The following is a 936-nucleotide window of genomic DNA, read 5'->3' as shown; positions in this document are numbered from 1 at the left end:
AGAAGAGATTATGCGTGTCCTCTACGCATACTCAGAAAGTGCTTTTGGCATCACATTTTCAGATATCATCCGCAAGCTGGTATACCACTGGGAGAAGGGAGAAGATGATCAAGAACGATATATCGAAAGCAAAAATAGAACTAATCGATATACAGAAAATAATCTATTCATCTTTTTTACTTTTCACCAAAAAGTGAAAAATTTCCGCCCCGAAATATACGATCCAACCGCCTATACTTTTTGGGATCTCATGCATGAATTTGGTGATGTGGTGGTGTATACCTACAAAATCCGCAACGCCGAGGCAGATCATCTAACGAAAATGATTATCGCGTTAAGGGAGAAATACCTAGTGTATGCGCCACTTGCACGCAAACAGATAGAGCTAGAGGGGAAACAGAAAGTGTAATTATTTACGAAGAGGGATGTGTAAAACACTTAATATAGAAATTTGGTGCAAACGTGTGCGTATTCACTCATCGATTGGATATAGGTCTCCGTACAATTACAATCTATGTATTTTAAAAAAATGAATAAAAATGCTAGCTAAATCCATAGTACTATACATCATATTATTTTGACATTATCTATTGGGGCTGTCTACCCTATTGACTTAATGCCAAAAGACCATTTCGAAATTGCTGAATTTATAGTATACTAATATTTATCAACAAGAATTAAGGTAAAGCCTCCTGCGCAGATTGATTAGGGTAAAACCCAACACAGAAGAAACAAGCTGAGAGGCTTGTTTTATGCTATGAAGATGCGAGTAAATTAAGGGGTATAAAGGGCAGGACTGAACAGGGGATATGAGACCAGCTATCTAATGTCAAGCACTTAATTGAGTTCTAAGAACAATGAAGGGAAGTGATTTTGGACGCATCTATATAAGCCTGCCATAGACAGACATATTTTTAATTTTCAGTATAAAATGCT

1 protein-coding gene is annotated in these 936 nt (G+C 36.8%); it reads left to right on the top strand.

What is annotated here, in order from left to right; all coding sequences use genetic code 11:
- Nucleotides 1-409: hypothetical protein (locus MM817_RS16355; RefSeq protein ID WP_241717106.1), on the top strand; the 409-nt coding region annotated here is incomplete at its 5' end.
- Nucleotides 410-936: the final 527 nt, after the last annotated feature.

The sequence above is a fragment of the Sulfoacidibacillus ferrooxidans genome (assembly GCF_022606465.1).
Classification (GTDB): Bacteria; Bacillota; Bacilli; order Alicyclobacillales; family SLC66; genus Sulfoacidibacillus; species Sulfoacidibacillus ferrooxidans.
This window is presented reverse-complemented; position numbering and strand designations above follow the sequence as displayed.